Here is an 11,762-nt window from a genome sequence, read left to right as displayed (position 1 = left end):
ATTTATCTCCTCTTTTCATATTCTTTATAATAAAAAAATAACTAATGAAATATATTTCTATATTACATTAGTTATTATATCTTTATCTTATCTTTACATCATAGGGATTTATCTTTCATTAACATTACAAAAATGTAATTTAACATCTCTATATTATTTCAATGAACTTTTATGTATATTTTATAAAAACTCATACTAGTTTAATCTATTCTTTAAAATTAACTACTGTCAATAACTTACTTTCATCTAAAGCTGAAATTACTTCTACTGAAATTTTTCCTTCTTTATATTTACAAAGACTAAATCTAGGATATTCTTCAAATCTTACAATACCATTATTCTCATCATAACCTACAAAACTCAAGCTTCCTGCTGTAAAATAAGGCTTGTCTGCAAAAACACCTTTAAAGGGATGATGAGTATGGCCTGTAAAAATTCCAATAATATCACTACTATTTATAACTTCCTCAAAACTATCATCAAAATCTATTGATGGAGTAGTGAATTGGTCTTTTAAAAGGTGGTGATGAAGCATTAATATGGTATCTTTTTCACAATCAGTTTTTAATTGTTTATTTATCCATTCATATTGTTCTTTTGAAATAAATCCATCACTATTTTTATAGTTGGAATTATCAAAACTTATTATCCTTAAGTCACCTATTTCTTTAACAACATTATAGGATTTATTAGATTCCTTATTAAACCAACCCTTATAAAAAGCTTCTTTATTATCATGGTTTCCTAATGTAACTACATATGGAATACCTTTAAACAACCTATCTAATTCATATTTTAAAACTTTATAATCTTCAGCGCTCCCTGACTCTACTAAGTCACCAGTAATAATAATAAAATCTATAGTTTTTAAATCTACTTTCTTTAGACAACTTTTAATTTGTTCTACAGGGTTTGTCATATTATTAAAAATAGAATTATATCCTTTTTCAGCTTTATGATATTTTCTTAAAAAGTGAATATCTGATAAGTGTAAAAACCTCATACTTATTCACCTACTTATTTTTCTTTTTTCTTTTATTTTGTATGCTAAATAATATAAGTGCAACAATTGTTGCTACATAAGGAATAGATGCAGTAATTTGTGTTTTTAATGATGTATTTTGAAGTACGTTTCCTGCTGCTTGTGAAAATCCAAAGAATAAACTTGATAAAAGAACTCCTATTGGATGAGACTTTCCTAAATTATTAGCAGCCATGGCAATATATCCACGTCCTGAAGTCATATTTTGCATAAATAAAGTTACAGTTCCCATAGAAAGAAGAACTCCACCTAACCCGCATAATATTCCAGATAAACTTATTGTTAAGAATTGATACTTTTCTACTGGAGTACCAAGACTTCTTGCAGCTTCTTTATTAATTCCTATAGCACGTAATCTATAGCCTAATACTGTTTTATATAAGAAAATATATATTCCTATTGCTAATATAAAAGCTAAATAATCAATAAATGTTAAACCTGAAAGAATAGTTCCTAATACAGGAATATCTTTAATTATAGGTAAATCAATCTTTGGAAGACTAACTAAACTTGGATCTGTAAATACTCCCTTTGTTTTGAAAATTATATAAAGTAAGTATGTTGTAGCTCCACCCATCATGGTATTAGTAGCCATACCAACAACAACTGGAGATGCTTTTAGCTTAATAATACAAAATCCTACAATGGCAGAAACTATCATTCCACTAATTGCTCCTGCAAGAACAGATAAAAATACATTATGAGTATAATAATTGGCAACAATGCTGAAGAATGCTCCTGTTAACATTGTTCCTTCCATTGCAATATTAAAAATACGTACTCTAGTACATATAGCTGCAGCTAAAGTTACTAATAAAATAGGTGTCATCATACGAAGAGTTGAATTAGCCACCACTGCTAAATAATCTACACTTAACTCCATTATTTTACTCCTTCCTTATCCGTTGTATTTTGTTTCTTCTTATACCACTTAACAGCAAACTTTGCAGTGATTAATAAAGTAATTATACCTTGAATAATTGTTGTTACTTCTGATGGTACTCCCATACTACGCTCAATGGTACTTCCCCCTGTAGTAATTCCAGCTAAGAAAATACCACTTACTAAAATACCAACTGGATGATTGCTTGACATTAATGAAGCTATAATACCAGTCCATGCATATCCTGGAGATGTAATCATATTATCTACATAACGATATCTTGTACCTAAAACTTCACATGCACCACCTAGTCCAGCTAAAGCTCCACTAAGCATTAATACATAATACATCATTTTAGTACTATTAACTCCACCATAATTTGCAAAATTAGCGTTTAAACCTCCCATTTTTGCTTTATATCCGAAGCTTGTTCTTTTCATTATGAAAAGTACAACTAAAACACAAATAACCGCAATTACAAATCCCCAGTGCAATGAATATCCTTCAAACATTTTAGGTAAAATGTTGTCTATTAATTTTTGAGTTTGAATTGCTGAAGAATCTGCTCCTAAGGGATCTTTTACTACATATGTTGTAAAGTAAGAAGCTATGTAATCAGCAATATAATTCATCATAAGTGTTATAATAAGTAAATCTAATTTAAATCTTTCACTTACATAAGCTGAAATAAGTGAATATAAAACACCTACTAAAGCTCCACTAGCAAGAGACATTGCCACAACAAAAGCTGGTGGTCCTGGACATATAACTGCTACAACTGCTGAAGTAAAAGCACCTAAAACCATTTGCCCTGCTGCACCTAAACTTGAATAACCAGATCCCCAAGCTAATGCACCAGCAAGCCCGGCAAATATAATTGGAACTGAACGTGTTAATGTGGTAGTTAAATAATAAGCTGAACCAAATCCACCTTTAAACATTCCTATGATCGCTTCAAAAGGATTAAATCCTGAAAGTGCAATAATTACTCCACCTAATAACAATCCAACAAATATAGCTTGCAATGGATGTTTTAATGGTTCAAATACAGCTAAAAATTTACTTTTTGCACTGCCTTCCAATAACGAGTTTTTACTTTTCATTATTTTTACCTCCTACCATTAAAAGACCTAATGCCTTTTCATCAATGCTTCCTCTTTTAAATTCACCAACAATTTCACCATCATAAATTACATAAATTCTATCACTTAAATCCATAATTTCACTTAATTCAGAAGATACTAATAAAACACTATCTCCACTATTTCTCTTTGCAACAAGCTGATCATGTATAAACTCTATAGCCCCTATATCAATACCTCTTGTAGGTTCACAAGCAATAATAAGAGGCGTCTCCATGGCCATCTCTCTTGCAACAATAAGTTTTTGTGCATTTCCACCTGATAGTTCTTTTATTTTTTGCGAAGGTGAATCTGCTTTAACAAGGAATTTAGAAATTAATTCTTTTGCATGAGATGTAACTTTTTGAATATTTAATATTCCCCTTTTAGAAAACTCTTTAGTATCCTCAAATCCCATTAAGGCATTTTCAGCTAAAGTAGCTTCTGGTGCACTTCCCCACATATAACGATCTTCTGGAATATGTGCAATACCAGCTTCTCTTATGTTCATTACAGTTTTATTTGTAATATCTTTTTTATCAATAGTAACTTTACCACCATCAACCTTTTCTAACCCTGTAATACATCTAATAAGCTCAGATTGACCATTTCCAGATACACCTGCAATACCTACTATTTCACCTTTTTTAATATGTAAATTAACTTTATTTAAAATATTTTTATCATGCTCACCTTTTAAAGTTAAATCTTTAACTTCTAAAAGAACTTCTTTAGTTTCTTTTTCAGGGATTACCCTATTGGCAATTTGTCTTCCTACCATTAAATAAGATAATTCCTCAACACTTGTATCCTTTTTTAATTTTTCAGCAACAACTTGACCAAGTCTCATTACTACTACTCTATCTGCAACTTCCATAACTTCATGAAGCTTATGAGTAATAATTATTAAGCTTTTACCCATTTTAGCTAATTGCTTCATTGTTTTTAAAAGCTCGTCTACTTCAATAGGTGTAAGAACTGCTGATGGTTCATCAAAAATAATAATATCTGCATTTTGATAAAGAGTTTTTAAGATTTCAACACGTTGTTGAAGTCCTACAGGACACTCTTCCACAATAGCATTAGGATCCACCTTTAACATATAACGCTTTGAAAGTTCTTCAACCATTTGAATATTCTTTTTATAATCAAAAAATACTCCTTTTTTCATTTCATTTTTATATACAATATTTTCTGCAACAGTCATTGATTCAAAAAGCATAAAATGTTGTTGAACCATACCTATTCCTTGTGCCATTGAATCTGATGGATTATGGAAGTTCATCTTCTTTCCATTTATAAATATTTCTCCAGAATCTGGTTTTTCTAACCCATAAAGAATCTTCATTATTGTAGATTTTCCAGCACCATTTTCTCCAACAACAGCAAGTATTTCTCCTTTATTTAGATTAATATTAACCTTGTTATTAGCTACAACATTGCCGTAGGTTTTAACAATATTTTTCATTTCTAAAATCATGTAAAACTTACTCCTTTTCTAAATTAATTTAGGAAAATATAATAAAAGGCAAAGCGAAAATTGCTTCACCTCTTTATATAACTGCACTACGTGCTTATTATATTCTTATTAGTTTGCAGATTCTTCAGGAACTTCAATTACTAATTCTCCTGAAATAATTTTTTCTGCTGCTGCTTTACCAGCTGCTAAAACTTCATCAGTCATAATTTCTGTGTTTCTATAGTTCATTTCTTCTGGAGAAACACCAACAACTCCAAATGCACCTTCTTTTAATCCAAGGACTTGTGCACCACCATTTAACCCATTAACTAAGAATCTATCAATTATAGTATTCATAACTGCTCCAGTATTCTTTAATAATCCACTTATTATACTTGGGTTTTCAGAAGTTGTTTGATCAATACTTAACCCTGTTGTGTATATTGGTGTACCTTTTTTAGCTAATTCTTGAGCAGCTTGATATATACCTGAGTTTGCACTAGCAGATACTCCACCAAATATAAAATTAGCCCCTGCAGCTTTTTGTTGTAATGTATATTCATAAGCTAAGTTAGTATCACTGTAAGAGTTTGTATAGTTATACATAAATTTAGCTGCTGGATTAACAGATTTTACTCCTTCTGAGAATCCATATCTATATTTGTATGTAGCTTGTGTTTGGAATGATGATATATATCCATATAAGCTTTCGTTAGGAAAAGCTGTTCCAATCATTGCTCCTAAAACGTATGAACCTTGTGCTTCATCAAATCCAAAGCTTGTTACTTTTTCATTAGACGCAGTTGTATCAATTACAGCATATTTTGTATTTGGGAATTTGTCAGCAGCAGCACTAAATGGATCAGCAGCTTGCCAACCTATACCTATAATTAAGTCATATCCTTCATTTGATGCAGCAATTGTATTTTCTTCCCATGCTGCAGTATCTGTACATTCAATTGATGTCATTTTAAATCCATATGTTTCGCTTGCTTTTTTTAAAGCTTCATATGCTTGAAGAATAAACTGTTCTGTTCCTATTGTATCTGAAATTAGAGCTACTCTTAATTTAGAATAATCTCCATTATTTCCTTCACTTCCTGCTGATTGATTGTTGCTTGAATTAGAACATCCAGCAAAAAGAAATACAGTCATAACAAGTAATAAAGACTTTACTATTTTTTTCATTATTTCATCTCCTATAGTTCATTTATCAATTATATTATAATTATTATAAACACAAAAAAATATGACGCAAGTCATGTTTTTACGAAAAAATCTGTATATTTTTTTATTTTTTTTATTTATCATTCGTATTTTTCCTGTAAAATCGTCTTTATTAGCCATATTTTCAGCATTTTTTTAATATAATTATATTTTCTTTCACTTATTAACTTACATCTTTATTGTTATATATTTTTTGTTATGCTAAAATATTTACTATAAATTAACGAACAATTAATAATTAATCTACATATATATGGGGAGGAAATTATGGCAAAAGTTAAGAATAAGGCATTATTAGATGAATATATAAATAGCACAGGTATAACTAAGCTATTTTCACAAAATATTAGTAAATATTTAGATTTATTTTCATTTAAAAAAGGTGACTTTTTAATTAACGAAGGAGAATGTTCAGAATATCTATTTTTTTTAGTAAGTGGAACTATTAAAGTTTTTTCATACTCAACATCTGGTAAAGTAATGTATTTATCTCATTTTAATTCATTTGAAATTATAGGTGAAGCTTGTAGCCTTTGGCAAAAATCCCCAACCGCTTCAGTTCAAGCAACTTCAATGGTACACTGTATAGGCATATCTATGAAATATAGACAATTACTTCTAAATGATATTATCTTTTTAAGATATATTTGTGAAAATCTTAGTGAAAGACTTAGCTATATGAATAATACTACTTGTACAAATCTTTATGAATCCTTAGAAAGTAGATTAGCATCTTTTATATTAAGAACTGAAAAAAATGGAGTATTTTCTTATAACTTAACAGAATGTGCAGAACTTCTATGTGCAAGCTATCGTCACTTATTAAGAGTAGTTAACTTATTTTGTAATACAAATATACTATCTAAAGATGGAAAGTCTTACACCATTTTAGATAGAGATTATCTAATAAAAATTGTATCAAATTCTCATAATACTGATAATAAAAGGAATTAATACTACTATTGCACTTACTGCTGATAATATACACCCTAGATAGGTAAGATATTTATCTATTTCCTTTTGAGCTTTTTAAACTTCAAAATTAATGCTCTATCTTAACTAATAGAAAAAAATCCTGAAGCTTAAATTACTTCAGAATTTTTTTTAGATAAATGTTACAACCTCTTCTAATGGCTTTCTTTTAGGACTATCTGGTGTTTCATCTGCTGGAACTCCTAGTGAAATTATGGACATTAATGAGTATTCAGGTTTTTCAAAATTGATTATTTCTTCAATTTCTTTTTTAGCATGAGCTGGACCCGTCATATAGCAAGCACCGTATCCCATAGCTGTTGCTGCTAACATAAAGTTTTCTACTGCTGCTCCAATTCCTTGTGCTGCAGATTGTGTAGATTTCATAACTTCTATTATATCTTCACCTACATTATTTTCTCTTAATATTTTCTCTTCCACCATCTTATATTCATTGGCATAAACTAATATGGCACATGATGATCTTTGGAAATTAATATAATAAGGCAATACTCTCATAAATTTTTTCTTTTCATCTTCATTTTTAGTTAATGAAGCAATATATTCATGACTCTTGCTTACTGCCTCAGCCATTTTATTTATTATTTCTTTATCTTGTACCACTACAAAATGCCAATTTTGTTGATGCTTTGGTGATGGTGCATGAGTTGCTGCATCTAACATCTTTAGTATATCTTCCTTTGGAATTACTGCATCTTTATAATCTCTTATACTTTTTCTCTTATAAATAAAATCTAATTCTGACATTAAACCTGCTCCTTCATAATAATATTATCATTAATTTTATACTATTTTCACATAATTAACAAATTTATAATAACATCTATAATAGTGCATTTTATATTTGATAATTATTAATTTATCATTGAGCATTAATTACAAACTTCTTTAGAGTTATTTTAAAACTATTTTTATAAATAATTACAATTTTTTCATAACTTCCATTTTACAATTATTGTAATGCATACTTTATAGGAGGTTTTTTATGGTTAATAAAATTTCAAAATTATTGTTTCTTACTTTAACTAGCTTTTTTCTTTGTACTAATGTAAACTTTTCCAAGGAGTGATAATAATGGCTGGAATCAACAATGGATTTTTATTGAAATAAAATAGTTCATGAATTATGAACTTATATTTAAATGATAAATTTAAGTAATAAACTCCCCTAGGGGAGTTTAAAAAATATAATTTAAAAGCTCTGTGAGTTTTGTCATTCATAATTCATCATTAATTTATAATTATTCATTATAAACTTTAAAGTATCCTTGTGGGTGTAAGCATGCTGGACACGACTTTGGTGCTTCTTTCCCTTCATAGATGTATCCGCAATTAGTACACATCCATAGCACTGATTCTTCTTTCTTAAAAACAGTATGATTTTGCAAGTTATTAATTAGCTTTTCATATCTCTTTTCATGATTCTTTTCTACCTCTGCTATTCTTTCATAAGCTGCAGCAATGGCTGAAAATCCTTCTTCTCTAGCTTGCCTAGCAAACTCTGGATAAAGAATTGTCCACTCTTCATTTTCCCCTGATGCTGCAGCTTTTAAATTATCTAGAGTATTGTCATGATATGATACTGGATAAGTAGATGTTATCTCAATGCCCTCATCTTTAAAATCTTCTTTTAAGAATTTATAAAATCTCTTGGCATGCTCTTTTTCTTGCTCTGCTATTTCCATTAAAATATTAGCAATTTCCACATAACCTTCTTTTTTAGCTAAGCTTGAATAATAAGTATATCTCATCCTAGCTTGTGATTCTCCTGCAAATGATTTTAATAAATTTTCAGCGGTTCTTGTCCCTTTTAACCTCATAAAATACACTCCTTAATTAACAATTATTCTTTACTGTAAATTATATCCATTTTATTCCATTTTAAAACTAGTTTTGAAAATTTTATAGACTTATATTTCTTTTCACATAATAATTGTTCAGCATATTTATAAAATCAAAAAAGTAGATAGACTTATTTCTACCTACTTTCCTTATTAACAATAAATCATATTCTGATAAAATTAATTGACTATTCACACCAACCTTCTCATAAAAACTATCTTCTTCATATATTCTCCCTCTTTATCATTTACTATTATTTACTATCATTTATTATCATTTTATACTATTTATTCTACTTAGTCAATTGAACTCCCATTTTTTTTATAATATAATGATAATAAATAATATTAATAAGGGGCTGCATATAATGTTTACTGAGGAACGTCATGAACATATTTTAAATTTATTAAATAACAACGGTAAAGTTCTAGTGAAAGATTTAAGTAAAGAGTTTAATGTCAGCGAAAGCATGATTAGAAAAGATCTACAATTTTTAGAAAAGAAAAATTTATTGCAGCGCACCTATGGTGGTGCCATTAATATAAAACACTCCTATTCAAATGTAGAATCATTTAACAAGAGAGTTTCTAAAAACATAGATTTAAAAGAAAAGTTAGCCATTAAAGCCTATAATGAAATTACTGATAAAGATACCATCTTTCTAGATGCCTCTACTGCTTCCTATATGATTGCTAAATTAATTGTAAAAAACAACAAAGATGTAACATTAATTACAAATATGCTTGAAATATCATCACTTATACCTGAAAACTGTAAAACAAACTTTATTTTTATTGGTGGTGACTACAATCCATTTGTTGGTGGAAGTATTGGTTCTCATTCTATTGCACAAATCAAACAATATCGATGTACAAAAGCTTTTATTGGATGTACAGGTATAAGCCTAGCTGATGGTGTTGTCAGTACAGCTCTTTCAGAAGATGCTTATACTAAAAGTGCCATAATGAGTATTTCTAAAGAACTTTATATCGTAACATTAAATGAAAAATTCCAAACTACTGGCAGTTTTATCTTTGCAAATATTTCTGACTTTAATGCCATAATAACAGAAAGTCAACCTGAAAAATCAATACTTAAATTACTTGGTGAAGCTTACATTACTTTAATTTAATATATTATAGACTTTATATTAAGAGAGATACATAAACTTAATGTATCCCTCTTAATTTCTTAGTAACTTATATTTTTTATTAATACTTTTTGAAATTAGGTTCATATTTATCATAAACTTTCTTCTTATATAAAAATGCATTTCTTGGACAACTATTCATACACCTTTGGCATAATAAGCATTTATCATTAAATCTTACTTTATTGCTTATATGAATACTTTTTCTTGGACATCTAATTTCGCACATCCTGCAATGAATACATTTTTTCAAATCAACTTCTATATTTTTTATTAATCTTTTTGTGATATAGGGATAAAATATTTTATAGACTGCTCTTACAAAATCTACTTTTAAAAAATTTGTATGATATATTTTTTCTTCACCACTTAAAAAATCTTCTATAGCTTTACTTCCCACCTTAATAGCATCTTTTATCCGTTTTTCTTCTTCATCCTTAGGTGTCTTTTTAAACATAAAGTTATAAAAATTATTAGGCATCTGTACAAATTGGCAGTATTTCACATTAAGAAAAGAAGCTCTATTTAAAACATCTTGAAAAGCCGATGATGGCTCATTGGAGGATTGAGTGGAAAATAACATGCACCTACCTGTATATCCATATAAATTCTTCCTTATATAGTTAACTAATATATCTGGATATAAATCAACATATATAGGACCCCCTATAACTATATATTTATAATTACATGGAAGTACAGTATCTTCTTCAATGTTTATCAAATCTGTATATATATTCTTCTCTTCCAACTTTTTTTTCATATTACATGCTACAAATTTTGTGTTGCCTGTACCTGAAAAATAAATTATAGCAGCTCTTATCATTTTCTAACCACCCTCTTTATAAAATAAACACCCTTATAACATATTATAGTGTTAAAGGGTGCTTACTATATCAAGTTTTTACTTTGTTATTATAATAAATTTCACTGCATAAAATTTTTATACTAGTATCTTTGTAAACTCTAGATTCTTGTCCTCTAATCTATTAATAAAATTACCTAAAATGTATATTCTTTCCATTAAATCATATCTTTTAAATTTAATTCAGAACTATCTTTCTTAACTGCTCCTATATAGTATTCAATGCCCTTACTTACAGCTCCAAAATCTCCATGGCTATCTGAACCTACGGTTATAATCATATTATTATTCTTACAAAATTCTATACAAGTTTCTGTCATCATCTCACTATTGGCAGGGTAATAACATTCAACTCCATCAATACCTATACTTTTAAACTTCTCTAACTTTTCTAATACCTCTTCTTTAGTATTATTTTTATAATAATTACATGGATGTGCTAAAACTACATATCCATTAGCTTCATGAACAGCGTCTATCACTTCTTCAACAGTTGGATAATCAAAATACTCATGCCCACATTTATATTGTCCATAATATTTTACACCTTCGAACAATTCACTAGTTATACCTCTGTCAAATAAATAATGAATTCCCTTCCAGCCTCCTTTTCTTCTATCATAATCATATGCTTCATAATCTTCACTGCTTATATTTTCATAATCATTTTCCATTCTCTTTATAAGCTCAATACTCGTTTGTAATAATTCATTTTTTGCTTTATGAACTAAATTAAATAACTTCTCATTATCCTGAAAGTTATATGCTAAGATATGTACTACTATATCTTCAAATCTTGCATCTATTTCTACTCCTCTAATAACATTAATACCAAATTCTTCAGCTGCTTCTTTAAGCTCCGTATATGAATCTAAAACATTATGATCAGTAATTGCTATTAATTGAACATTTCTTTTTTTTGCATCCTCCACTATTTCTCTTGGAGACATTGTCCCATCTGAATAATAACTATGCATATGTAAATCTGCTAACATAACTTTTCTCCCCTTTTTATATTTTATTATAATTAAATTTTAATCATTTAATCTAGTATTGTCCACAATTCATACTATATAACAGCTAATTTTTGTTATTTTATGTTTTCTTTCCTGTATATTTAGGGTATAATAAACTTTAGGAGAATTTTGTATACATAAGTTAGATTAATTCTCCATTAATAT

Annotated in this window: 11 protein-coding genes; 2 read left to right on the top strand and 9 right to left on the bottom strand. The window is 28.5% G+C overall.

The features are described from left to right. Positions 1-205 precede the first annotated feature (205 nt). The 5 genes from H8R92_RS01420 to H8R92_RS01400 all read right to left on the bottom strand — a co-directional run bounded on the left by H8R92_RS01420 (position 206) and on the right by H8R92_RS01400 (position 5,693). Positions 206-1,003, bottom strand: coding sequence for a metallophosphoesterase family protein (locus H8R92_RS01420; protein ID WP_186834490.1), 798 nt, complete (start codon positions 1,001-1,003; stop codon positions 206-208). Between the two features lie 10 nt (positions 1,004-1,013). Next, complete coding sequence (locus H8R92_RS01415) at positions 1,014-1,925, bottom strand: ABC transporter permease (RefSeq protein ID WP_186834489.1); 912 nt, start codon at positions 1,923-1,925, stop codon at positions 1,014-1,016. After that, positions 1,925-3,028, bottom strand: a complete 1,104-nt coding sequence (locus tag H8R92_RS01410; protein ID WP_022212939.1) for an ABC transporter permease — start codon at positions 3,026-3,028, stop codon at positions 1,925-1,927. Before H8R92_RS01410 ends, H8R92_RS01415 begins: the two co-directional genes overlap by 1 nt. After that, positions 3,018-4,526: an ABC transporter ATP-binding protein gene (locus H8R92_RS01405; RefSeq protein WP_022212938.1), complete on the bottom strand. Its 1,509-nt coding sequence runs from the start codon at positions 4,524-4,526 to the stop codon at positions 3,018-3,020. Before H8R92_RS01405 ends, H8R92_RS01410 begins: the two co-directional genes overlap by 11 nt. A gap of 108 nt (positions 4,527-4,634) precedes the next feature. Continuing rightward, the gene (locus H8R92_RS01400; protein WP_022212937.1) at positions 4,635-5,693 is read right to left on the bottom strand and encodes a BMP family lipoprotein; all 1,059 of its coding nucleotides are present in this window, start codon (positions 5,691-5,693) and stop codon (positions 4,635-4,637) included. Positions 5,694-5,999: 306 nt separating this feature from the next. Here H8R92_RS01400 and H8R92_RS01395 point away from each other — a divergent pair, with 306 nt between their 5' ends. Next, the gene (locus tag H8R92_RS01395) at positions 6,000-6,686 is read left to right on the top strand and encodes a cyclic nucleotide-binding domain-containing protein (RefSeq protein WP_022212936.1); all 687 of its coding nucleotides are present in this window, start codon (positions 6,000-6,002) and stop codon (positions 6,684-6,686) included. 150 nt (positions 6,687-6,836) lie between these two features. Here H8R92_RS01395 and H8R92_RS01390 read toward each other — a convergent pair whose 3' ends face one another. Further along, the gene (locus tag H8R92_RS01390; protein ID WP_022212935.1) at positions 6,837-7,472 is read right to left on the bottom strand and encodes a nitroreductase family protein; all 636 of its coding nucleotides are present in this window, start codon (positions 7,470-7,472) and stop codon (positions 6,837-6,839) included. Positions 7,473-7,965: 493 nt separating this feature from the next. Beyond that, positions 7,966-8,544, bottom strand: coding sequence for a rubrerythrin (gene rbr / locus H8R92_RS01385; protein WP_186834488.1), 579 nt, complete (start codon positions 8,542-8,544; stop codon positions 7,966-7,968). Positions 8,545-8,933: 389 nt separating this feature from the next. On the opposite strand from rbr, the gene H8R92_RS01380 reads away from it, so the two are divergent. Next, on the top strand, positions 8,934-9,698 hold the full coding sequence (locus tag H8R92_RS01380; protein ID WP_186834487.1) for a DeoR/GlpR family DNA-binding transcription regulator: 765 nt from the start codon (positions 8,934-8,936) through the stop codon (positions 9,696-9,698). Between the two features lie 79 nt (positions 9,699-9,777). On the opposite strand, the gene H8R92_RS01375 is transcribed toward H8R92_RS01380, so the two are convergent. Together H8R92_RS01375 and H8R92_RS01370 are read right to left on the bottom strand one after the other, a co-directional pair. Then, the gene (locus H8R92_RS01375) at positions 9,778-10,542 is read right to left on the bottom strand and encodes an EFR1 family ferrodoxin (RefSeq protein ID WP_022212932.1); all 765 of its coding nucleotides are present in this window, start codon (positions 10,540-10,542) and stop codon (positions 9,778-9,780) included. Positions 10,543-10,739: 197 nt separating this feature from the next. Beyond that, positions 10,740-11,576: a PHP domain-containing protein gene (locus H8R92_RS01370; RefSeq protein WP_186834486.1), complete on the bottom strand. Its 837-nt coding sequence runs from the start codon at positions 11,574-11,576 to the stop codon at positions 10,740-10,742. Between the last annotated feature and the right edge of the window lie 186 nt (positions 11,577-11,762).

The organism is Clostridium lentum, assembly GCF_014287815.1.
Classification (GTDB): Bacteria; Bacillota; Clostridia; order Clostridiales; family Clostridiaceae; genus Clostridium; species Clostridium lentum.
Note: the sequence above shows the minus strand (reverse complement) of the source record. Positions and strands in the feature narration are given on the sequence as shown.